Here is a 21100-nt window from a genome sequence, read left to right as displayed (position 1 = left end):
GATGGCATTGTGCCCCTCCCCAGCAAACAATGCATCGGCAGGATCAACAAACAACTTAATTTCTGTAACGGCAGGAAGCGGGAAATGTTTATTGCGGGCTTCTTGCGTCCATGCGCCGCGTCGGCATGCGTTGGGTGACACAGAGCGTCACGAACTGCATTCCCACGCGGAGCGTGAGGAACGAGAGGTGTCCTGGAGAACATCATGACTATGCACGGGGCCTGAACGCCTTCCCAGGTCTCGCTGGGGATTCGAATACAGCGATGCGCTAAAACGCACCCATAAAAAAACCGCCTGATCAGCGATCAGGCGGTTTTCATGACGCCAGCGAAGCTTAGTAAGCCAGGCCGAAATCTTCTTCCTTCATGTCCATCAGGTTGGCAGCGCCCGACAGAATGGCCGCCACGTGGGTACGGGTGCGCGGCAGGATGCGCTGGAAGTAGAAGCGCGCGGTCTGGATCTTGGCGCGGTAGAACGCTTCGTCAGACGTACCGGCCGCCAGTTTCTCGGCCGCAACACGCGCCATGTCGGCCCAGAAGTACGCCAGGCAGGCATAGCCGGAGAACATGACGTAGTCCACCGATGCAGCACCCACTTCTTCGCGATCCTTCATCGCCGCCATACCGACTTTGAGGGTCAGGTCGCCCCACTCCTTGTTCAGCGCAGCCAGTGGCGTCACAAACTCCTGAACGACTTCGTTGCCTTCATTGCTCTGGCAGAACTTGTGAACGATCTTGGTGAAGCCCTTGAGCGCTTCGCCCTGGGTCATCAGCACCTTGCGGCCCAGCAAATCGAGCGCCTGAATACCGGTGGTGCCTTCGTACAGCATCGAAATCCGGCTGTCGCGAACGTTCTGCTCCATGCCCCACTCGGCAATGAAGCCGTGGCCGCCGTAGATCTGCACGCCGTGGTTGGCGGCTTCAAAGCCCACTTCCGTCATGAACGCCTTGGCAATCGGGGTCATGAACGCCAGCAGCGCGTCAGCAGCTTTCTTTTGCTCCGGGTCTTCGCTGTACTTGACGATGTCGACCTGTTTGGCCGTGAAGTACACCATGGCACGGGTGCCTTCGGCGAACGCCTTCATGGTCAGCAGCATGCGACGCACATCAGGGTGAACGATGATAGGGTCGGCGGCTTTTTCCGGTGCCTTGGGGCCGGTCAGCGAACGCATTTGCAGGCGGTCACGGGCATATTGCAGGCCGCCCTGGAAGGCGACTTCGGCGTGCGCCAGACCTTGCAGTGCAGTCCCCAGACGCGCGGTGTTCATGAACGTGAACATGCAGTTCAGGCCCTTGTTCGCTGGCCCGATCAGGTAACCGGTAGCGCCATCGAAGTTCATCACGCAGGTGGCGTTGCCGTGGATGCCCATCTTGTGCTCGATGGAGCCGCAGTTCACGGCGTTGCGCTCACCGATGCCGCCATCGGCAGCCGAGAGAAACTTGGGCACGATGAACAGCGAAATGCCTTTGGTGCCAGCCGGTGCGTCCGGCAGGCGGGCCAGCACGATGTGGACGATGTTATCGGCCATGTCGTGTTCGCCAGCGGAGATGAAAATCTTGGTGCCGGTAACCTTGTAGGTCCCGTCAGCCTGAGGCTCTGCTCTGGTGCGCAGCATGCCCAGGTCGGTACCGCAATGCGACTCGGTCAGGCACATGGTGCCGGTCCATTCGCCGGACACCAGCTTGGTCAGATACGCTTCCTGCTGCTCGGGCGTGCCGTGCTCGGAGATCGTGTTCATCGCACCGTGCGACAGGCCAGGGTACATGCCCCACGACCAGTTCGCCTCACCGACCATCTCGCTGACCGCCAGGCCCAGCGACTCGGGCAGACCCTGACCGCCGTGCGCAACGTCATGCGCCAGACTTGGCCAGCCGCCTTCGACGAACTGTTTGTAAGCCTGTTTGAAGCCGGTCGGCGTCTTCACGCCCGACTCGCTCCAGGTGCAACCCTCGGTATCGCCCACACGGTTCAGCGGTGCCAGCACCTGCTCACAGAACTTGGCACCCTCTTCCAGAATGGCGTCGACCATGTCCGGAGTGGCGTCATGACAGGCTGGCAGACTCTGATAGTGCGCTTCATAGCCGAGCAGTTCATCACGAACAAAACGAATATCACGCAAGGGGGCCTTGTAGTCAGGCATAGCGATAACCTCTGCTGATGAATCCTGGAACGAATGACCGGGCGGTCGCTGGAGAGATACCCTCAAGCGCCAGACAATCTCGTATGCCTCGCGGTCAAACAGGTGTTTGAAACATACGTTTACGCCCAAACCTTGTCAATAGCGAAGCACGCACCATTCGTCCACGGCCCATGCATACGCCATGCAGGCGTACGTCGTGCGGGGGCGAGCGAAACGTAAGCAAAAGTCTAGTGGAGGGAGAAACCGGGTGCAGGTGAGATACAGGACAATGATGCGGAGAAATTCAGAGGGCAACGCCGTGCGCGGATGGCACGGCGGGAATTGGCACGAAAATCAGGCGTAGGTGTCGATCAGCGTGCCGAGCATTTCATTGCTGGCTTTCTGCGCAGCCAGTCCGGCTGCAAACTGATCCTTTCCAGCCTCGAGTTCGACGATGTTGGACGGCAAGTCGGAACGCTGGCTGCGATCAACAGAGCGCAGGTTCTCGAGCTGAAAGTCAGAGGACTGGCTTCTGCCCGACACTTCGATATTGGAGCTGGCAATCTGGGTGGCCGCCTGATCCACACGACTTTGCCCGACCTGCATTGCGCTAAGGCCTGGGTAGAGGGTGTTGTTCATGGTGATTTGCATAAGCCGATCCTCAGTTCAAAAAACGAACACGCCCATTGAAGCAGCATTTGCCCGGAAATACTCGACAAACAGACTAATGGCACTAGGCCGCACGATAGCCTGAGTCTTGAAAATCCAAAACTGTCTTGCCGGTCAGCGACATAGCGGCGCTGTCAGCTCAACACCTTCAAATCGAGATACTGCGCCACATTTTCGGCACTCGCCTCGTTCAAGCGCGGCACCCGCCCCAGGCAAGGTGCAGGCAGACGCTCGACCAGCGTGGCGAGGTTTTCTTCAAGCCGCGAGGTGTCGGCATCCACGATGTTGGCCACCCAGCCGGCCAGACGCAACCCGTCACGGGCAATCGCTTCGGCAGTCAACACCGCATGATTGATGCAGCCCAGACGCACGCCCACCACCAGAATCACCGGCAAGTCCAAGGCAATGGCCAGGTCGGACAATGTGCTCTGCCCGGACAGCGGCACGCGCCAACCGCCCGCCCCTTCGATCAGGGTGAAATCGGCCTGTCTGGCGAGCATCTGCCGCATGGGTTGCAGCACCGAATCGACGGTCAACGCGACGCCAGCTTCGCGTGCTGCCAAGTGCGGAGCGATGGCCGGTTCGAAAGCCAGCGGGTTGACTTCAGCGTAATCCAGCTCGACAGAACACTCGGCCAGCAACGCCAGAGCATCCGGGTTGCGCAGCCCCTGTGGCGTGACAAAACAACCGGAGGCAACGGGCTTGCCGGCTGCCGTGCTCAGGCCGGACATTCGGGCAGCATGCAGCAAACCCGCAGCCACCGTGGTCTTGCCAGCGTCGGTATCGGTCCCGGTGATGAAGTAGGCAGCAGTCATCTCAGCAGTCTTTCCTGTCAGTCCGTCAATTTTTTTCAAGCACCGCGTACAGCACTTGATAGGTAGCGGGCAGTCCGGCGTCCTGGCGGAAGCCTTCATAGGCCTGAACCATGCCCATGATCCGCTCGCGCCCGGTCAGGCCATTGGGTCGTCCGGGGTTGAGATTGTGCGCACCGAGCGCCTTCAACTCGTGCGTCAGGCTGCGTACGTCCGGATAATGCAAAACCTGCGGGCGAACATCGAGGCTGTGCACTTGCAGGCCGCTCGCCGCGCACAGCTGACGATAGTCATCCTCATGACGAAAACGGTTCACATGCACCCGGCCGTCCACTGCCTGCCAACTGTCGCGCAGCTCGTACAGCGTGCCGACACACAGGCTGGCAAAGGCAAATACGCCGCCTGGTTGCAAAACGCGGTGAGCTTCACTGAGCACCGCCGTGAAATCGGCGCACCACTGCACCGCGAGGCTGGAAAAAATCAGCCCGCAGCTCTGGTCACGCAGCGGCAGGTGCTCGGCATCACCCGCAACAAAGTGCTGTGCGCCACCCAAGGGTAGGGCGTGACGCAACATACCTTCGGCGATATCCAGTGCAATGCCTTCGCTGCCATTGAAAGCCTGCGCCAGCGCCCGGCTGAAATAGCCGGTGCCGCTGCCTAGATCCAGCCAGCGAGACGGATTGCATTGCGCAGGCAAACACGTGAGCAGTTCATTACCGACGTTGCGCTGCAGTTCGGCAACGCTGTCATAGCTGCCTGCCGCGCGGGAAAACGACGCGGCGACCTGACGTTTGTCAGGCAAGACAGAAGGTGGTTTGGGGATTGAAAGATCAGTCATCGTCCAGCTCGTGCAGAAAGGCATGGATCGCAGCCGCCACCCCGTGAGGGTTTTCCAGCAGGAAGGCATGACTGGCCTGCTCGATGAGCCCCACTTCGACATCCGGCAACAAGGCCAGCAGATCACTTGCCGCCTCAGCGGGCACGAAGGCATCCAGCCCGGCAAACAGGTGCAGTTGCGGGCCACGATAGGTTTGCAAAGCGCTGCGGGTGTCGAGTTGCCGAAGTATTTTCAGGCCGTCGATCAACGCCGTTTTCGACAGGTGCGGTGCGCCGGCCTTGAGCAGCCGCGCCAGACCGCGCGGGTCTTCTGCGCCTTGCGTGCATAACAGGCTGAAACGCTTGAGGGTCAGGTCCGGATCATCGGCACAGCCAGCCAGAAATGCCTCGAAATCCTGCGCGGGCATTGCGTTCGGCCACGCACCTTGGGTGACGAAACAGGCGTTGCTGGCCAGCGTCAGTAATCCGCAACAACCTTCGCCGCGCCGCGCCGCCAGTTCAGCCGCGAGCATGCCACCCAATGACCAGCCGCCCAGCCAGGCGTCGTCTGGCAGGTTGCTGTCCAGTTCGTCGAGCCAGTCCGGCAAGTCGCAGCTGTCGATATCCGGCAATGGCTCGACTTCAACCCGCAAGTGCTCGTCCAGCCCACGCAGCGCAGCAGCAAGCGGCTCCAGCGGCGAAACGCCAAGGCCCCAGCCTGGCAACAGAATCAGACGATCACGCATGAACAGGCTCCGAGGATTGGCTGGCATCCAGCAGCGGGTAGCACTGCTCCAGAGTGTTCAATAATAGCTGCACGTCGGCTTCGCTGTGCGCGGCAGACAAGGTCACACGAAGTCGCGCGCTGCCCGCAGGCACAGTAGGCGGGCGAATGGCGGTGACCAGTAGGCCACGCTCACGGAGCAACTGCGAGAGGTGCAACGCCCGACCGGCATCACCGATCATGATCGGCTGAATCGGGGTAAAGCTGTCCATCAGTTGCAGCCCGATCTGCTCGGCACCGCGACGAAACTGCTGAATCAGCCGCGTCAGATGCTCGCGACGCCAATGCTCGGTACGCAGCAACTGCAGGCTTTTCAAGGTGGCGCAGGCCAGCGCGGGCGGCTGGCTGGTGGTGTAGATGTAGGGCCGGGCGAACTGGATCAGGGTTTCGATCAACTCTTCACTGCCGGCCACAAACGCCCCGGAAGTGCCGAACGACTTGCCCAGGGTGCCGACCAGCACCGGCACCTCATCCATGCTCAGGCCGAAGTGCTCGACGATACCGGCGCCGTTGGCACCCAAGGGGCCGAAGCCGTGAGCGTCATCCACCATCAGCCAGGCCCCTTTGGCCCTCGCCGAACGGGCCAGCGCGGGCAGATCGGCGATGTCGCCGTCCATGCTGAACACCCCGTCGGTGACTACCAGGGTATCGCCCACGGATTTTTCCAGGCGGGCTTCCAGGCTGCTCACATCGTTGTGCAGATAGCGCGAAAACCGTGCACCGCTGAGCAGACCGGCATCCAGTAGCGAGGCGTGGTTGAGACGGTCCTCCAGCACCGTATCGCCCTGCCCGACCAACGCCGTCACTGCGCCAAGGTTGGCCATGTAGCCATTGGAGAACAACAGGGCGCGCGGGCGACCGGTCAGCTCGGCCAGCGCTTCTTCCAGTTCATGGTGCGGCGCGCTGTGGCCGATCACCAGATGCGAAGCCCCGCCTCCCACGCCCCAGCGCTCGGCACCTGCCTGCCAGGCGGCGATCACCTCGGGATGATTGGCCAGCCCCATATAATCGTTGTTGCAGAACGCCATTAACGGCTGGCCGTCGACGATGACCTGCGGCCCCTGCGGACTTTGCAGCAGCGGGCGCTGGCGATAGAGGTGTGCGTCGCGCCGGGCATCGAGGCGCTTGCTGAGATCGAAAGACATGCAGGCCCCGAACCGGAAGATGACAATTCAAAACGGGCCGGAACAGGCCGGCCCATTCAACGGATCAGGCAGAGGCAGCGTCGTAGAACATTGAGCTGCTTTGCTGCTCGACCAGCGCCTGTTCGATGGCGGCCTGATGCACTTCGTCGGCATGCCCTTCGCCTGCTTCGGGCTTGATGCCCAGGCGCGAGAACAGCAGCATGTCCTTGTCGGCCTGCGGGTTGGCGGTGGTCAGCAGCTTGTCGCCGTAGAAAATCGAGTTGGCCCCGGCGAAGAACGCCAGTGCCTGCATTTGCTCGTTCATCGCTTCGCGACCGGCGGACAGACGCACGTGGGATTTCGGCATGAGAATCCGTGCCACGGCGAGCATGCGAATGAAATCGAACGGGTCGACATCTTCGGCGTTTTCCAGCGGCGTACCGGCGACCTTGACCAGCATGTTGATCGGCACCGACTCCGGGTGCTCAGGCAGGTTGGCCAGTTGAATCAGCAGCCCCGCGCGGTCATCGAGGGACTCGCCCATGCCCAGAATGCCACCGGAGCAGATCTTCATCCCTGCATCGCGCACGTAGGCCAGGGTTTGCAGGCGCTCGCTGTAAGTCCGGGTGGTGATGATGCTGCCGTAGAACTCCGGCGAGGTGTCGAGGTTGTGGTTGTAGTAGTCCAGGCCCGCGGTGGCCAGCGCTTCGGTCTGTTCCTGATCGAGGCGGCCCAGGGTCATGCAGGTTTCCATGCCCATGGCTTTCACGCCTTTGACCATCTCCAGCACATAAGGCATGTCCTTGGCGGAAGGATGCTTCCAGGCCGCGCCCATGCAAAAGCGGGTCGAGCCAATGGCCTTGGCACGCGCGGCTTCTTCAAGCACCTTCTGCACTTCCAGCAGCTTTTCTTTCTCGAGACCGGTGTTGTAGTGGCCGGACTGCGGACAGTACTTGCAGTCTTCCGGGCAGGCGCCGGTCTTGATCGACAGCAGCGTGGAAACTTGCACGCGGTTGGCGTCGAAGTGAGCGCGATGCACCGTTTGCGCCTGAAACAGCAGGTCATTGAATGGCTGTACGAACAGCGCCCTGACCTCGGCTAAAGTCCAGTCGTGACGCAAAGTGGCGGTGGTGCTGGCGCTCATCGGGCGGCTCCTTGGTGTTTCTGGGCAATGCGCGAGGGCGGGAAAGACCCCATGCGCTACACGGATGTCGGGCATATTTAAGGAAGAGCCATGCGCTGTCAACCCAGCTACCCGCATGAGGTTTACATCTGGTTAAAAAACAAACAATCCTGTTTGTTATGCGATGAACGCAGTGAGGTGCCCACGCCCCTTTGCGTGCCGTGCGAAGCAGAACTGCCGTGGCTGGGCAACGCCTGCGTGTGCTGTGCGCTGCCGTTACCGCGTTCAGGCATGAGCTGCGCGCAATGCTGCAAGCAAACGCCCGGCTTTGCTCAGGTCATCGCGCCCTGGCTGTACGATTTCCCGGTCGACGGTTTGATCACCCGCTTCAAACATAACGGTAAATGGCCCATGGGACGACTGCTGGCGGAACTGTGCGCGCAATACCTGCAGCACCGTTTCGAGGAAGACCTGCCGCGCCCCGACTGCCTCATTCCAGTGCCGCTGGCCAACAAACGCTTGCGCCAGCGCGGCTACAATCAGGCGGCAATGCTGGCCGGTTGGCTGGGTAAACAGCTGCAACTGCCCGTCGACGAAGAGCATGTGTTACGCAGCCGGGAGACAACCGCGCAACAGGGCCTGGACGCGAAAGCCCGCAGGCGCAACCTGCGCGGCGCCTTTACCCTGGTTGATCCCGATTGGGTACAGGGCAAGCACTTGGCGCTGGTCGATGATGTTCTGACCACCGGTTCGACGGCAGAGGTCATTGCGCGACTGCTGAACAAGGCCGGTGCGCGGCGGGTGGACGTGTATTGCCTGGCTCGCACGCCCAAGCCGGGTGACTAATGGCCCCTACGCGCCTGGTTTAATATCGTTCCCACGCTCCAGCGTGGTAATGCCTTTCGGGACGCTCCGCGTCCGGTTTCGACGCCATGAGCGAGAGCGATCATACTGCCCACTCCTACTCGACCGCCCCGGATTTCCATGGCCCTCCCCACCTTGCTGACGCAACACATGGTCCGTCGCCCGCAACGCATTGCGCTGTTGCAGCATATTGCCGAACAGGGCTCGATCACCCGCGCTGCGAAAAGCGCAGGGCTGAGTTACAAGGCGGCCTGGGACGCGATCGACGAGCTGAACAATCTGGCGCAAAAACCGCTGGTAGAGCGCAGTGTCGGCGGGCGCGGCGGTGGCGGCGCGAAGTTGTCGGTCGAGGGCGAGCGAGTGCTGCGTCTCTATCAGCGCGTCCAGGCCTTGCAGGCCCAGGTGCTGGAAGCGGCCGAAGACAGCAGTGACCTTGACCTGCTCAATCGCCTGACCCTGCGTACCAGCGCACGCAATCAGTTGCTGGGGCGGATCGTCAGCATCACCCGCCAGGGGCATAACGATCAGGTTCGCCTGCAATTGGCGGACGAGGTGTTTATCGAAGCACAGGTCACCCATGACAGCACCCTGCGTCTGGAACTGGAAAACGGCACGGAGGTGGTTGCACTGATCAAGGCCGGCTGGCTGGAACTGCACGCAGACCGCAGCGAAGAAACAAATGGAAACAATTGTCTGATCGGCCGAATCGACAGCGTGACCGACGCTGAAGATGGCCCGAGCGAAGTACGCATCACACTCCCCGGCGGCCAGACGCTGTGCGCCCTGGCGACACCTGAGCACCTGCATGCACAACAGTTGAAAACCGGCACCACGGTGCAGGCAAGATTTGCAGCTTCACTGGTACTGCTGGGTATACCGTTGTAAGCGCTGGCAGGTCATCACCACGACACAATTTCGTAATATGTGCGCACTAAGGTGGCTGCCATATTCGAGGGAGCCGTGATGATGAAACTATTAGAAGAAAACCAGACCACTGACCTGGAAAACCTGGTCGGCGCCGACAAGGTCGGCCTCACCCGCCGCGGTTTCATCAGCGCGGGCGCATTGTGCGGCGCTGCGATGTTTCTCGGCGGCAACTTGCTCAGCCGTACCGCTCTGGCCAACAGCGTCAGCGCGGCGTCTGGCAGATTGCTCGGCTTCCAGAGCATTCCTGCTGCCACCGCCGACAGCATCAGCCTGCCAGCAGGTTACACGTCCTCGGTACTGATCAGTTGGGGCCAGCCTCTGCGAGCGGGCGGTCCGGCGTTCGACCCGAGTGGCAAGGGTACCGCCCAGGCTCAGGAGGTGCAGTTCGGCGACAACAACGACGGCATGTGCCTGTTCCCGATGCGGGGTCGCAAAGACCGTGCTTTGCTGGCGATCAACAACGAATACACCAACTACCGCTACCTCTTCGAGCATGGCAAGGAGCCGCAATCGGCTGAAGAAGTGCGCAAGGCACTCGCCGCAGAAGGCGTGTCAGTGATCGAGGTACAGCAGAAAAACGGCAAATGGCAGTTCGTGCAGGACTCGCGTTACAACCGTCGCGTGCATGGCAATACGCCGATCAGGCTGAGTGGCCCGGCGGCCGGTCACGAATGGCTCAAGACTGACGCCGACAAGACCGGCACCCGCGTCCTGGGGACTTTCCAGAACTGCTCCAGCGGCCAGACACCGTGGGGCACGTACCTGACCTGTGAAGAGAACTTCACCGACTGCTTCGGCAGCAGCAACCCGGAGCAGACATTCGATGCGGGCATGAAGCGCTATGGCGTCGTGGCTGCCAGTAAAGAGATCAACTGGCACCCGCACGACCCGCGCTTCGACGTGGCGAAAAACCCCAACGAGGTCAATCGCCATGGCTGGGTGGTCGAGATCGATCCGTTCGACCCCGAATCGACGCCGGTCAAGCGCACGGCACTCGGGCGTTTCAAGCACGAAAACGCCGCCTTCACGCAGACCAGGGACGGGCGCGCCGTGGTGTACATGGGCGACGACGAGCGTGGCGAGTTCATCTACAAATTCATCAGCCGCGACCGGATCGATCGCAAGAACCCGAAAGCCAATCGCGACCTGCTGGACCACGGCACCCTGTACGTGGCGCAATTCGACGCTGGCAACGGCAACCCGGACCATCCAAAGGGCAACGGCCAGTGGATCGAACTGAAATACGGCAAGAACGGCCTCGATGCCGCTGCCGGTTTCGCCAATCAGGCTGAAGTGTTGATTCATGCACGGCTGGCCGCCAGCGTGGTCAAGGCCACGCGCATGGACCGCCCGGAATGGATCGTGGTCAGCCCCAAGGATGGCCAGGTTTATTGCACGCTGACCAACAACATCAAGCGCGGCGACGAAGGTCAGCCGGTTGGCGGGCCGAATTCACGCGCCAAGAACCAGTACGGGCAGATCCTGCGCTGGCGCGAAGGCGGCAACAATGCGTCGGCGATGGCGTTCGAGTGGGACCTGTTTGTGGTCGCGGGCAACCCGACCGTACATGCCGGTACGCCACAGGCCGGGTCGAGCAACATCAACGCGCAGAACATGTTCAACAGCCCGGACGGCCTGAGTTTCGATCGATCGGGTCGGCTGTGGATCCAGACCGACGGCGACTCCAGCAACAAGGGTGACTTCGCTGGCATGGGCAACAACCAGATGCTCTGTGCCGACCCGGCCAGCGGCGAGATCCGCCGTTTTCTGGTTGGCCCGATCGGTTGCGAAATCACCGGCATCAGCTTTGCGCCTGACTACCGGACGATGTTCATCGGCATCCAGCATCCCGGTGAAAACGGTGGCTCTACCTTCCCCGAGCATTTGCCCAACGGTAAACCGCGCTCATCGGTGATGGTCATCACCCGGGAAGATGGCGGCGTTATCGGCGCCTGATCGGCAATCAGGAAGAGGACGCAGATCGCTCATCGTTATATAAAGGTCTGCTATTGATTCTGGCCGGAGGCCGTGGGAGCGAACTTGTTCGCGAAGAGGGCTGTATGATCGTCGAAAATGCATCGACTGAAACACCGTCTTCGTGAGCAAGCTCACTCCCACAAGGATCTTTACTCCGCCTGATACTGCGCGTCGAGCCCCGCTTTCCGGGCTCATCAAGACTTGAGTATCACGCCGGGCGCAGAGCGTGGGAGCGATGAGCAATCAATTAATCAATCAACCCGTTCACATCGTAGAACGGGTATGGCCCTTCATAGTCGCCGAACACGGCGTTATGACTGACAAACCCCTGTTCCGAATGCCAGCGATGCAGCACGTAACCTGCCGGTTCCAGATTGAAATGCGCAGGCGCGGCTTCGTCGAGGTCGAGGACGATCTGGTGTGAGGTGCCCGGGCAGATGCTCGCCACGCTGCCTCCGAAACGTCGCTGCATCGGTCGATGCAAATGTCCGCACAGCAAACGCTCCACTTGCGGATGCTGGGCGATCACGCGCTCCAGCGCCGATGCGTTGCCGAAGGATTCGCGGTCCATGTGCCCTATGCCGGTAATGAACGGCGGATGGTGCATGACGATCACGGTCGGCACGTAAGGACGACGGGACAGCTGTGCGTGCAGCCAGTCCAGCTGACAATAATCCAGTTGCCCGCCATGCTCGCCGGGAATGGTCGTGTCCATGCCGATCAGGCGCACCGGGTATTTCTCAACGACCCAGTCCAGAGGACCGCTGGCCGACAACGGCAGGTACACCTGCTCGGCAAACGCGGCCAGCAGGTTGTGCCGATCGTCATGATTGCCGGGTACCAGATAGAACGGCATCTGCAGAAGCTCCAGTTCGGGCTTGAGCACGGCGTATTCGTCCTCGCGACCGAAGTCCACCAGGTCACCGCTGATCACCACGATGTCGGGGCGCTGCTTGCTGGCATTGATGTGCGCGACCGCGCGGCGCAGCGCCCCCAGGGTATCGACCACGCCATAGGTCAGGCGCCCGTCGGCTTTGAGGTGCAGGTCACTGATCTGAGCAATAAGAAACGGACGATTCAAAATAATCTCTCTACGAAAAACGAATTCACGAATGCAGGGTAAACAGCACTTGCGGGTCGACGCTCAAGGCAATGACTGCGTTTGCGGCATAAATCACGTTGTCGGTGCTGTCTACCAGCAGCGGCTGCGGGCCACCGACATCGACCAGCAAGCGACTTTGCGCGCCCTGAAAAAACTGCCCGACCAGACGCCCATGAATATGGCCGTTTCCTGACATCAAACGCAGGTGCTCGGGGCGGCAGTAGACCGTGCCCGGTACGTCAGCACCGTGCCACGGCAGCTCGCCGCCGCTCACCTTGAGGCCTGACGGGGTGCGCTCGACCACGCTGAACGCATTCAGATTGCCGACAAACCCGGCGACGAACGCATTGGCAGGTTGTTGATAGATGTCCCTCGGCGTCGCCAATTGCGAGACGCAGCCTTTTTCCATGACCAGAATCCGGTCGCCCAGGGCCATCGCCTCGCCCTGATCGTGGGTGACGAACACCGAGGTGATGCCCAGCCCACGCAGCAACTGGTCCAGCTCACTGCGCAAGCGCTCGCGCAACTGCGCGTCCAGTGCCGCCAGCGGCTCGTCCAGCAACAGCACCCGAGGGCGCGGCGCCAGCGCCCGGGCCAGCGCGACCCGTTGGCGCTGCCCGCCAGACAGCTCGTTGACGCGCCGCTTGCCGTGGCCGGTCAAACCGACCAGTTCCAGCAACTCATCGCAACGCTTGTTGCGCTCGGTAGCCGACAGACCACGAATCTTCAGGCCGTAAACGATATTGCCGGCCACATCGAGGTTGGGAAACAACGCGTAGTTCTGAAACACCATGCCCACGTCGCGCCGCTCGATGGGCAGACGTGTCACGTCCTGATCATCGAACAACACCTGCCCGACGTCCGGACGTTCAAGCCCGGCAATCAGCCGCAAGGTGGTGGTCTTGCCGCAACCGGACGGACCGAGAATCGCCAGCGTTTCGCCGGGCTCGATGGTCAGGTGCAGATCCTTTACAGCAACGGTGCCGTCGGCAAATGCCTTGCGGCAGCCTTTCAGGCGAATGGTGGTTCCGCTCATCGGCTCTCTCCACGGGCGAGACGCGCGCTGATGGCCTGCAACGCAATCAGCAGCGGCACAATCAGCAACAGAAAAAGAAGGGTGTAGGCACTGGCGACTTCCAGTCGGGCCGAGGCGTAACTGTCGGCCAGACCGACCGGCAGGGTTTTGGTCATCGGCGTGTGCAGCATCCAGGTCAGGTTGAATTCGCCCAGCGACAGGGTCACGACCATCAGCACACCGGCAAGAATCCCGGCCCGGCAGTTAGGCACCACCACACTGAAGAAACGCTTGATCGGCCCGGCGCCCAGACTGGCGGCCGCCTCTTCGAGCACCGGCAGTTGCTGACGCTGCATCACCGCCATGACCGGGCGCACCAGGAACGGCAGGGTGAACAACACGTGGCCGACCAGAATGAACAACCAGCTGCTGCGAAAGCCGCCGAACTGGCCGTAGGTCAGCAGTAACGCGAGGGCGCTGGCCAGACCGGGCATGGCGACGGGCAAGACCATCAATTCCTCGAAGGCCCGGCTGAAGCGATTGTTCATGCGCACCAGCGCATACGCTGCCGGGACGCCCACCAGACACACGCAGATTGCGCACGCCACGGCCAGTTGCAACGACAGCCAGACGGTCGGTGAATAGGCCTGCCAGACCTGCACCAGCCAGTCGAAGGTCAGACCGCTCGACAGGCCCAGAAAATAGTTGCGCGTCAGGCCGGCCAGTAACGACAGCACCACCGGGACCAGCATGAACGCGCAGACCAACAGCGTGAACGCCAGTTGTACTGCAAACAACGGAGAACGTTTCACAAGGGAACTCCCGATTTACCGACCATGCGCCGGGCCACCAACAACACTGCCCACGTCACCAGCCCGAGGATTACCGACAGCGCTGCGGCCACCGTGAAGTTGGCGTAATTGGTGAACACGTTGTAGATCGCTACCGGCGTGACGTTCAGACGCGTGCCCAGGGTAAAGGCCGTGCCGAATGCGCCCATCGACGTGGCGAAGCAGATCGCGCCGCAGGACACCAGCGCGGGTGCCAGCCCCGGAACGATCACATCGCACACCACGCGCCAATGACCCGCGCCCAGCGAATGCGCGGCTTCTTCAAGGCTGCGATCCAGACTTTCGCAGGCCGCCATGACCGTCAGAATCACTCGCGGAATCGAGAAATACAGGTAGCCGATGAACAGTCCGGTCAGCGAATAGGCGAACACCCAGCGCTCGCCCGCCAGGTGCAACCCGAGCGCGGCGAAGATACCTTGGCGACCGGCCAGCAGAATCACCAGAAAGCCGACCACCACACCGGGAAACGCCAGCGGGAAGGTCAGCAAAGCCACCAGCGCAGAGCGTCCGAAGAAGTGGTTGCGGGCCAGAAACACACCGCTGATGCCGCCGACCAGTAACGCCGCGAGCGTCACCACCAGCGCCAGCAGGCAGGTTTGCGCCAGACTGCCCAGGTACTGAGGACTGCTCAGGACCTGCCAGTAACCGCTGCCATTGCCATCGGACCCTTGCGTGCCGAGCATGATCAGGTGGGTCAGCGGCAGCAACCAGAATGCCAGCAATACGGCCATCGCCGGAGCCAGCGCCACGGCAGCGGTCGGGCGCAGCCGCAGCCTGAAAGATCCGCCCTTGCGCAGAGCCAGCGCTTGTTCCGGCGAGGCCGACATTACTTCACCTCACGCAGATAACGGGCGGCGAAGGCTTCCTGCACGGCGGCCATGTGCTGGTAATCCACCACACCGGCACGGGCGTAATCGCTGTCCGGCAAGAACTGCGCAGCAACATCGGCAGGCATCTTCGAGCGTACCGGGCGCAGATAGGCATTGGCCCACAGCGCCTGACCTTCATCGGACAGCACGAAATCCAGCACCTTCTCGGCGTTGGCACGATGCGGCGCCTTGGCGACCATGCTCATCACATAGGGAACGCCGATGGTGCCTTCCTTGGGAATCACGAAGGCAACGTTGGCCTTGTCCTTGTAGCGAGCGCGATAGGCGTTGAAGTCATAGTCGACCAGAATCGGCAGCTCGCCGGACAGCACGCGTGCATAGGCGGTTTGCTTGGGCACGATGGGCGAGTTTTTCGCCAGTTTCTGGAAGTAGTCGATGGCCGGACCGAAATTGTCCAGCGTGCCGCCCATGGCCTGGTTGATCGCCACGGCGGACACGTAACCGACGAACGCGCTGGACGGGTCAAGGTAGCCGACCATGCCCTTGTACTCGGGCTTGAGCAGATCCGCCCAGCTTTGCGGCACCGGCAGACCGCCCAGTGCGTCCACGTTGACCATGATGCCGAGGGTCCCGGAGTGAATCGCGAACCAGTGCCCTTCAGGGTCTTTCAAGCCTGCCGGAATGTCGTCCCAGTGTTTGGGTTTGTAGGTATCGACCACGCCGGCCTTCTGCGCCTGCAGGCCAAAGGTCACGCCGTAATAGACCACGTCAGCGACCGGTGCGGCCTGCTCGGCAACGATCTGCGCCAGCGCCTGGCCGGAGTTCTTGTTGTCCAGCGGCACCTGGACACCGGTGCTGTCGGCAATCGCCTTGAGCTGCGTTCCCCAGTCGGCCCATTCGGGCGGGCAGTTGTAGCAGATGGCGGTTTCGGCGGCCTGGGCGAGGCTGGCCGCACCACATAACAGCAGTGCCGCGAGGGTTTTACTGAGGCTGAGCATGAAGCATCTCCTGGTAGGGCTGGGTGCTTTCGCCGGGCCGGATGTGGCACGGCAGACAATGAGAAACAGGTACTGCGCCAGCAATCCGTGCCAGTAATTGGTCGATGACAATGTGCGCCAGCTCGGCGATGGGCTGAACCACGCTGCACAAGGTCGGGTGCATCTGCGTGCCGAGGGCGATGCCGTCGAAGCCGATCACCGACAGGCGCTCGGGAACGCCCCAGCCGTTGCGACGTAATTCGGCAATCAGGCTGATGGCCAGCAAATCGTTGGAACAGACCAGCGCGCTGGGCGCGTCCGGGCCACGTAACAGGGGTTCCAGTGCAGCGAAATCGGCGCTTGTATGAGCAGGCATTTCAATCACTGGTCGCGCTTCAAGCCCACGCTCGGCCATGGCGTCGCGATAGCCTTCATAACGCAGTCGGGCGCGGTCGGACTGCATGGCCGGGCCTGCGACCATGGCGACTCGCTGATGGCCTGCATCGATCAGGTAACGAGTGGCCAGCGCCATGCCCGCCCGGTTATCCACAGACACCGCGCTGTAATCCGGGTTACCGGTCTGGTGATAGGCCAGCACGAACGGAGTGTCTTCATTGATCAGGCTTTGCAGTACCCGGTTGTGCTCGGCGTCGGTCACCGTCAGCACCAGCCCGTCGACCCGCTGACGCAACAACTCCTCAACCACGGCGCTTTCACGCTCTGCGGTGTAGTCGGTGGTTGCCAGCAGCAGGTTATAACCCCGCGCCCGCGCCGCCCGTTCCATGGCCTGAAACTGTTCGGCAAACACCGGGTTGAGCAGGTTGGGCACCACCACGCCAATCAGGTTGGTGGTTTGCAGACGCAACTGGCGGCCCAGCCGATTGGGGCGAAAACCCAAGGCGCGGGCCGCAGCGAATACCCGCTCGCGGGTTTCCGAGCGCACGACGTCGGGGCTTGCGAAGGCACGTGCCGCAGTAGCCCGGGAAACCCCGGCCAGATGCGCTACCTCTTTCAGATCAGTCATTGTCGCTCACTTGAGATCGATCTCATTGACGGCGACTCTAGGCGTCGAACATGGCTATCTCGCTAACGACTCATGACTTTTTGATGACAAAAGAGCCCGAAGGCAGATTAAACGGATGGGGTTTGGCGAAGCGGGACCGGTCTGCGTTACCATCAGCGGTCCGACGCGGCAACCTGCTGCGCGCAGGAGTAGTCATGGCTCACCCGTTTGCAACACTTACTCCCGATCTGGTCCTGGATGCTGTCGAAAGCATCGGTTTTCTCAGCGATGCCCGCATCCTGGCGCTCAACAGTTACGAAAACCGCGTCTATCAGGTCGGTATCGAAGACGGCCAACCGCTGATCGCCAAGTTCTATCGCCCACAGCGCTGGACTACCGAAGCCATCCTTGAAGAGCACAGCTTCACCGCTGAACTGGTCGAGGTCGAAGTGCCCGTGGTCGCGCCCATGGTGCACAACGGCTCAACCCTGTTCGAGCACGCCGGTTTCCGTTTCACGCTGTTCCCGCGTCGCGGTGGACGAGCACCGGAGCCAGGCAATCTCGATCAGTTGTATCGCCTGGGCCAGTTACTGGGGCGTCTGCATGCCGTCGGCTCGACCAAACCGTTCGCGCACCGTGAAGCCCTGGGCGTGAAGAACTTCGGCCATGATTCGGTCAACTATCTGCTGCAAAACGACTGCATCCCGCGCAGCCTGCTGCCGGCTTACGAGTCGGTGGCTCGTGACCTGCTCAAGCGTGTCGAAGACGTCTACGCGGCCACACCGCACACCAACATCCGCATGCATGGCGACTGCCACCCCGGCAACATGATGTGCCGTGACGAGATGTTCCACATCGTCGATCTGGACGATTGCCGCCTCGGCCCTGCCGTTCAGGATATCTGGATGATGCTGGCCGGCGACCGCCAGGAACGTCTGGGTCAGCTGTCGGAGCTGATGGACGGCTACAACGAATTTCATGATTTTGATCCACGCGAGCTGGCCCTGATTGAACCGCTGCGTGCCTTGCGCCTGATGCACTACAGCGCCTGGCTGGCCCGGCGCTGGGATGACCCGGCGTTTCCGCACAGCTTTCCGTGGTTCGGCACGGAGCGCTACTGGGGCGACCATATCCTGGCCCTGCGCGAGCAGATGGCCGCACTGAATGAAGAGCCGTTGAAACTGTTTTGACCTGATGAGCCCCAGGTTATCGTGCGGCGCTCCGCGTCGCATGCGGTTCTGGACGCTCCGCGTCCGATCCTGAATGTCCGGTGCGGCGCAAATCTGTGACGCGGAGCGTAACCCAAGGCATTCCCACGCTGGAGCGTGAGGAACGATAATCTCAACTATCGTGCGGCGCGCTGCGTCCGATCCTGAGCAAGCGGCGCGGCACAGATGTCGTGAATCGGTCGAACCTGTGTATAACATCGAGCGCTCCAGCGTCAGTACAATCAAAACCATCAACCGCATCACCCCACAATAAAACCGGAATTTTCTGCATTTAAGGGACGCTCCATGCAAGCTGCCAATCCACGCCGTGGATACATTCTGGGCCTGAGTGCTTACATCATCTGGGGCCTGTTCCCCATCTACTTCAAAGCCATTGCCGCGGTTCCGGCCATCGAGATCATCATCCATCGCGCGCTCTGGTCGGCACTCTTCGGCTCGATTGTGCTGATGTTCTGGAAGCATCCCGGCTGGTGGCGCGACCTGCGCGACAATCCGCAACGGCTGGCCGTGCTGGCGCTGAGCGGCACGCTGATCGCCAGCAACTGGATCATCTACGTCTGGGCAGTGAACAACGGGCGCATGCTGGAGGCCAGCCTCGGGTATTACATCAACCCGCTGGTCAACGTGCTGCTCGGCATGTTGCTGCTGGGCGAGCGCCTCAGACGCCTGCAAATGCTGGCAGTCGCCTTCGCCGCGATGGGTGTCGCACAGCAGGTCTGGCACGTCGGCAGCCTGCCGTGGGTGTCGCTGGCGCTGCCATTGACCTTCGCGTTCTATGGGCTGATCCGTAAACAAGCCCCGGTCGCTGCCCTGCCCGGCCTGGTGGTCGAAACCTGGATGCTCGTGCCGCTGGCACTGATCTGGCTGACGCTCAACCCGACGGCCGTGAGCGCCCAGCCGGAATTCTGGACCACCACGCAAGCCATCTGGCTCGCCGCCGCAGGCCCGGTGACGCTGGTACCGCTGGTGTGCTTCAACGCCGCCGCCCGCCATTTGCCGTTCACCACCCTGGGCTTCCTGCAATACATCGCGCCCACACTGGTCCTGCTGCTGGCTGTGCTGCTGTATGGCGAACACCTGACCACCAGCACCATCATCACCTTCGCCTTCATCTGGACGGGGCTGGCGATCTACAGTGTGGATATCTGGCTGAAATCCCGCGGCCGTCACTGATCAAAAAACAGACAACATCTTGCAGGCCACGCAAACCGTGGCCTGCAAAGGGTTCTCCAAGGGTTATCCACAGGCAGACTCACCTTATCTGTGCACAAGCCCTTGAAACTGTTGGATTTTTGATCAATCCGCGCCAGGCCTCGGCGGGTATGGCACGCAAGGCTATTCCCCCAGGTTATCCACAGGCAGGTGCACGATTAACTTGGATAACCTGGATACCTTTCCAAGCATTGAATTATGCACACTTTTTGGTACACTCCAAATATGAGTAATCTCCCACCCACTTTGACCGTCAAGTTTTTCCGGACCGAAACAGGCAATGAACCTGTACGTGAATGGCTGATCGATCTGCCACGCGATGATCGTAAGGCAGTCGGCACTGACATCAAGACGGTCCAGTTCGGATGGCCAATAGGTATGCCTGTGGTCCGTAAAATGGAGCCAGACCTTTGGGAAGTCAGAATTGATTTGAAGGAAAAGATTGCACGAGTACTGTTTACCGTCGAAGCCCGCACAATGGTTTTGCTTCATGGCTTCATCAAAAAAAGTGAAAAAACTCCCGCGTCCGATCTGGAAACTGCCAGACAGCGCAAGGCAGCACTGAAGAGGAAAAGGTAATGAACGAGCACATTGGCTCCGACTTCGATGATTTCCTTGCCGAGCAAGGTTTTGCCGAGGAGGTTTCTGCCGCAGCTCTGAAGCGAGTCATCTCTTGGCAGATCGCCGAAGTCATGAAACAGCAAAAGGTGACCAAGAAGGCCCTTGCCGAGCGCATGCACACAAGCCGGACGGCAGTGGACAGGGCCCTGGATCAAAACGATCCGGGAATGACTCTTGCGACGCTGGCCAGCGCAGCAAGAGCGCTGGGGCAACGTGTAGAAGTCAGACTGGTACCGGAGCGAGAAGCAGTCCGCAGCTGAATAAAAACAGTGATCGGACTTACTCCTTGGCCCCCAGCACCAACTCCACCATCAAATCATCAGCCAGAGTCTCGAGCGCCGTCTGCAGGTCATCCAGTGAAAGGTCCTGAGGGACGCCCAACACCGCGTCGGCATGGAACAGCAGTTCGCTGCTCATGGGCGCGGGGGACACGTTGGTAATCAGGTGTTCGACATTGACGCCCTGCCCGGCCAGCAAACGGGTGATGTCGCGTACGATGCCGGGGCGGTCGTTGCCGACCAGTTCCATGCTGATCATTCGAGTCGTATCGGTGGTCTCGACCACGCTCTCGGCCAGCAACATGCGGATGCCATGGGCTGACAAACCATTCAGGGCCTTGATCAGGTCATCATAGTTTTCTGCCTCGACGCCTACCTTGAGAATCCCGGCAAATTGTCCGGCCATGCGCGACATGCGACTTTCCAGCCAGTTGCCGCCATGCTCGGCGATGCAGCGTGCGATGCGTTCGACCTGACCCGGTTTGTCGGGAGCAACCAGCGTTACGACGAGATGATCCACGGTCAATTCCTCTTTCTGCACAGATGATTTGGAGACAGCGTCGGTCTTACGAGTATAGGCATGCCCGAAGGGCAGCTCGCTCGCGGTAAATCGTGTACCGTTTGCCACGCTTTATGGAACAATCCTGAGCGTTTCTGGGAACACGGTGAATATCACCGTGACCCAATATGAATATCCAGTCGTTTAGTGACATATTCAGCGACGTTTTCACGCGATGACGGCTCATGTAGTATCCCGAATTGCGCAC

At 60.9% G+C, this 21100-nt stretch carries 21 protein-coding genes; 7 read left to right on the top strand and 14 right to left on the bottom strand.

Annotated features, from left to right (window positions below; translation table 11 throughout):
* Nucleotides 1-334 precede the first annotated feature (334 nt).
* The 7 genes from BLR16_RS21505 to bioB form a co-directional block, all read right to left on the bottom strand.
* The gene (locus BLR16_RS21505; protein WP_003432609.1) at nt 335-2140 is read right to left on the bottom strand and encodes a phenylacyl-CoA dehydrogenase; all 1806 of its coding nucleotides are present in this window, start codon (nt 2138-2140) and stop codon (nt 335-337) included.
* Nucleotides 2141-2473: 333 nt separating this feature from the next.
* Complete coding sequence (locus tag BLR16_RS21500; RefSeq protein ID WP_003316196.1) at nt 2474-2770, bottom strand: hypothetical protein; 297 nt, start codon at nt 2768-2770, stop codon at nt 2474-2476.
* Nucleotides 2771-2922: 152 nt separating this feature from the next.
* Entirely contained in the window at nt 2923-3603 is a 681-nt protein-coding gene (gene bioD, locus BLR16_RS21495) for a dethiobiotin synthase (RefSeq protein ID WP_003372407.1), read from the bottom strand.
* 25 nt (nt 3604-3628) lie between these two features.
* Complete coding sequence (gene bioC / locus BLR16_RS21490; RefSeq protein WP_074807328.1) at nt 3629-4438, bottom strand: malonyl-ACP O-methyltransferase BioC; 810 nt, start codon at nt 4436-4438, stop codon at nt 3629-3631.
* Entirely contained in the window at nt 4431-5162 is a 732-nt protein-coding gene (locus BLR16_RS21485) for an alpha/beta fold hydrolase (protein ID WP_060708366.1), read from the bottom strand. The genes bioC and BLR16_RS21485 overlap by 8 nt, the downstream gene beginning before the upstream one ends.
* A complete protein-coding gene (bioF, locus tag BLR16_RS21480) occupies nt 5155-6345 on the bottom strand; it encodes an 8-amino-7-oxononanoate synthase (protein WP_074807325.1) in 1191 nt (396 codons plus the stop codon). The genes BLR16_RS21485 and bioF overlap by 8 nt, the downstream gene beginning before the upstream one ends.
* A gap of 64 nt (nt 6346-6409) precedes the next feature.
* Nucleotides 6410-7468 carry a biotin synthase BioB gene (gene bioB / locus BLR16_RS21475; RefSeq protein ID WP_003372416.1) on the bottom strand — a complete coding sequence of 353 codons (1059 nt, stop codon included), beginning with the start codon at nt 7466-7468 and terminating at the stop codon, nt 6410-6412.
* Between the two features lie 90 nt (nt 7469-7558).
* Here bioB and BLR16_RS21470 point away from each other — a divergent pair, with 90 nt between their 5' ends.
* The 3 genes from BLR16_RS21470 (at nt 7559) to BLR16_RS21460 (ending at nt 11194) form a co-directional block, all read left to right on the top strand.
* On the top strand, nt 7559-8293 hold the full coding sequence (locus BLR16_RS21470) for a ComF family protein (RefSeq protein ID WP_074807322.1): 735 nt from the start codon (nt 7559-7561) through the stop codon (nt 8291-8293).
* A 138-nt stretch (nt 8294-8431) separates the two neighbouring features.
* Complete coding sequence (locus tag BLR16_RS21465) at nt 8432-9196, top strand: TOBE domain-containing protein (protein ID WP_003372419.1); 765 nt, start codon at nt 8432-8434, stop codon at nt 9194-9196.
* An 81-nt stretch (nt 9197-9277) separates the two neighbouring features.
* On the top strand, nt 9278-11194 hold the full coding sequence (locus tag BLR16_RS21460) for a PhoX family protein (protein WP_074807456.1): 1917 nt from the start codon (nt 9278-9280) through the stop codon (nt 11192-11194).
* A gap of 268 nt (nt 11195-11462) precedes the next feature.
* Here BLR16_RS21460 and BLR16_RS21455 read toward each other — a convergent pair whose 3' ends face one another.
* Genes BLR16_RS21455 through BLR16_RS21430 form a run of 6 tightly spaced genes read right to left on the bottom strand, consistent with a single transcriptional unit; the run spans nt 11463 to nt 17014 of the window.
* Nucleotides 11463-12296, bottom strand: a complete 834-nt coding sequence (locus BLR16_RS21455; RefSeq protein ID WP_046720087.1) for a phosphodiesterase — start codon at nt 12294-12296, stop codon at nt 11463-11465.
* Nucleotides 12297-12321: 25 nt separating this feature from the next.
* Entirely contained in the window at nt 12322-13353 is a 1032-nt protein-coding gene (locus tag BLR16_RS21450; protein ID WP_074807316.1) for an ABC transporter ATP-binding protein, read from the bottom strand.
* The gene (locus BLR16_RS21445; protein WP_003432594.1) at nt 13350-14144 is read right to left on the bottom strand and encodes an ABC transporter permease; all 795 of its coding nucleotides are present in this window, start codon (nt 14142-14144) and stop codon (nt 13350-13352) included. Before BLR16_RS21445 ends, BLR16_RS21450 begins: the two co-directional genes overlap by 4 nt.
* Nucleotides 14141-15010: an ABC transporter permease gene (locus BLR16_RS21440; protein WP_003432593.1), complete on the bottom strand. Its 870-nt coding sequence runs from the start codon at nt 15008-15010 to the stop codon at nt 14141-14143. Before BLR16_RS21440 ends, BLR16_RS21445 begins: the two co-directional genes overlap by 4 nt.
* Nucleotides 15010-16011, bottom strand: coding sequence for an ABC transporter substrate-binding protein (locus BLR16_RS21435; protein ID WP_092194481.1), 1002 nt, complete (start codon nt 16009-16011; stop codon nt 15010-15012). Before BLR16_RS21435 ends, BLR16_RS21440 begins: the two co-directional genes overlap by 1 nt.
* Nucleotides 15995-17014 (bottom strand): LacI family DNA-binding transcriptional regulator, encoded by a 1020-nt coding sequence (locus BLR16_RS21430; protein ID WP_003372438.1) that lies wholly within the window; start codon nt 17012-17014, stop codon nt 15995-15997. The genes BLR16_RS21435 and BLR16_RS21430 overlap by 17 nt, the downstream gene beginning before the upstream one ends.
* A gap of 194 nt (nt 17015-17208) precedes the next feature.
* Here BLR16_RS21430 and BLR16_RS21425 point away from each other — a divergent pair, with 194 nt between their 5' ends.
* The 4 genes from BLR16_RS21425 to BLR16_RS21405 all read left to right on the top strand — a co-directional run bounded on the left by BLR16_RS21425 (nt 17209) and on the right by BLR16_RS21405 (nt 20315).
* Nucleotides 17209-18183, top strand: coding sequence for a serine/threonine protein kinase (locus BLR16_RS21425; RefSeq protein ID WP_074807312.1), 975 nt, complete (start codon nt 17209-17211; stop codon nt 18181-18183).
* A 324-nt stretch (nt 18184-18507) separates the two neighbouring features.
* Nucleotides 18508-19395, top strand: coding sequence for an EamA family transporter RarD (gene rarD, locus BLR16_RS21415; protein WP_024661745.1), 888 nt, complete (start codon nt 18508-18510; stop codon nt 19393-19395).
* A 264-nt stretch (nt 19396-19659) separates the two neighbouring features.
* The gene (locus BLR16_RS21410; RefSeq protein WP_024649925.1) at nt 19660-20013 is read left to right on the top strand and encodes a type II toxin-antitoxin system RelE/ParE family toxin; all 354 of its coding nucleotides are present in this window, start codon (nt 19660-19662) and stop codon (nt 20011-20013) included.
* Nucleotides 20013-20315, top strand: coding sequence for a helix-turn-helix domain-containing protein (locus tag BLR16_RS21405; RefSeq protein WP_003372448.1), 303 nt, complete (start codon nt 20013-20015; stop codon nt 20313-20315). The genes BLR16_RS21410 and BLR16_RS21405 overlap by 1 nt, the downstream gene beginning before the upstream one ends.
* Before the next feature lie 19 nt (nt 20316-20334).
* Here the strand turns inward: BLR16_RS21405 and BLR16_RS21400 are convergent, their stop codons facing one another.
* Nucleotides 20335-20853: a glycine cleavage system transcriptional repressor gene (locus tag BLR16_RS21400; protein WP_003432583.1), complete on the bottom strand. Its 519-nt coding sequence runs from the start codon at nt 20851-20853 to the stop codon at nt 20335-20337.
* Nucleotides 20854-21100 lie beyond the last annotated feature (247 nt).

Origin of the sequence: Pseudomonas sp. BS3767 (assembly GCF_900099665.1) — a bacterium.
GTDB lineage: Bacteria > Pseudomonadota > Gammaproteobacteria > Pseudomonadales > Pseudomonadaceae > Aquipseudomonas > Aquipseudomonas cerasi.
The sequence above is the reverse complement of the archived record's forward strand: the minus strand, read 5'-3'. Positions and strand labels throughout refer to the sequence as shown.

Bases quoted from the DNA above. Each gene is read 5' to 3' on its own strand.
- BLR16_RS21410 (WP_024649925.1), top strand. From the start codon at position 19,660: ATGAGTAATCTCCCACCCACTTTGACCGTCAAGTTTTTCCGGACCGAA.
- BLR16_RS21440 (WP_003432593.1), bottom strand. From the start codon at position 15,010: ATGTCGGCCTCGCCGGAACAAGCGCTGGCTCTGCGCAAGGGCGGATCT.
- bioD (WP_003372407.1), bottom strand. From the start codon at position 3,603: ATGACTGCTGCCTACTTCATCACCGGGACCGATACCGACGCTGGCAAG.
- BLR16_RS21500 (WP_003316196.1), bottom strand. From the start codon at position 2,770: ATGCAAATCACCATGAACAACACCCTCTACCCAGGCCTTAGCGCAATG.
- BLR16_RS21435 (WP_092194481.1), bottom strand. From the start codon at position 16,011: ATGCTCAGCCTCAGTAAAACCCTCGCGGCACTGCTGTTATGTGGTGCG.
- BLR16_RS21460 (WP_074807456.1), top strand. From the start codon at position 9,278: ATGAAACTATTAGAAGAAAACCAGACCACTGACCTGGAAAACCTGGTC.
- BLR16_RS21465 (WP_003372419.1), top strand. From the start codon at position 8,432: ATGGCCCTCCCCACCTTGCTGACGCAACACATGGTCCGTCGCCCGCAA.
- BLR16_RS21470 (WP_074807322.1), top strand. From the start codon at position 7,559: ATGCGCTGTCAACCCAGCTACCCGCATGAGGTTTACATCTGGTTAAAA.
- bioF (WP_074807325.1), bottom strand. From the start codon at position 6,345: ATGTCTTTCGATCTCAGCAAGCGCCTCGATGCCCGGCGCGACGCACAC.
- bioC (WP_074807328.1), bottom strand. From the start codon at position 4,438: ATGACTGATCTTTCAATCCCCAAACCACCTTCTGTCTTGCCTGACAAA.
- rarD (WP_024661745.1), top strand. From the start codon at position 18,508: ATGCAAGCTGCCAATCCACGCCGTGGATACATTCTGGGCCTGAGTGCT.
- BLR16_RS21450 (WP_074807316.1), bottom strand. From the start codon at position 13,353: ATGAGCGGAACCACCATTCGCCTGAAAGGCTGCCGCAAGGCATTTGCC.
- BLR16_RS21405 (WP_003372448.1), top strand. From the start codon at position 20,013: ATGAACGAGCACATTGGCTCCGACTTCGATGATTTCCTTGCCGAGCAA.
- BLR16_RS21505 (WP_003432609.1), bottom strand. From the start codon at position 2,140: ATGCCTGACTACAAGGCCCCCTTGCGTGATATTCGTTTTGTTCGTGAT.
- BLR16_RS21485 (WP_060708366.1), bottom strand. From the start codon at position 5,162: ATGCGTGATCGTCTGATTCTGTTGCCAGGCTGGGGCCTTGGCGTTTCG.
- BLR16_RS21425 (WP_074807312.1), top strand. From the start codon at position 17,209: ATGGCTCACCCGTTTGCAACACTTACTCCCGATCTGGTCCTGGATGCT.
- BLR16_RS21430 (WP_003372438.1), bottom strand. From the start codon at position 17,014: ATGACTGATCTGAAAGAGGTAGCGCATCTGGCCGGGGTTTCCCGGGCT.
- bioB (WP_003372416.1), bottom strand. From the start codon at position 7,468: ATGAGCGCCAGCACCACCGCCACTTTGCGTCACGACTGGACTTTAGCC.